Below are 233 nucleotides of genomic sequence, written 5' to 3' on the forward strand. Positions count from 1 at the left end.
GTTACCTTGAGCACCTTGAGGTCCGGTAGCACCAGTAGCGCCTGTGTTACCTTGAACGCCTTGAGGTCCAGTGGCACCGGTAGCACCCGTGTTACCCTGAGGACCAGTGGCACCAGTAGTGCCCGTGTTACCTTGAGGACCAGTGGCACCGGTAGCGCCCGTGTTACCTCGAGGACCAGTGGCACCAGTAGCGCCCGTGTTACCTTGAGCACCCTGAGGTCCAGTGGCACCGG

1 pseudogene is annotated in these 233 nt (G+C 61.4%); it reads right to left on the reverse strand.

From position 1 onward, the window contains the following. Positions 1-233, reverse strand: a pseudogene (locus tag SB658_RS27805) (cell division protein ZipA); the annotation flags it as partial.

The organism is Bacillus sp. SIMBA_008 (assembly GCF_046535495.1).
GTDB lineage: Bacteria > Bacillota > Bacilli > Bacillales > Bacillaceae > Bacillus > Bacillus subtilis.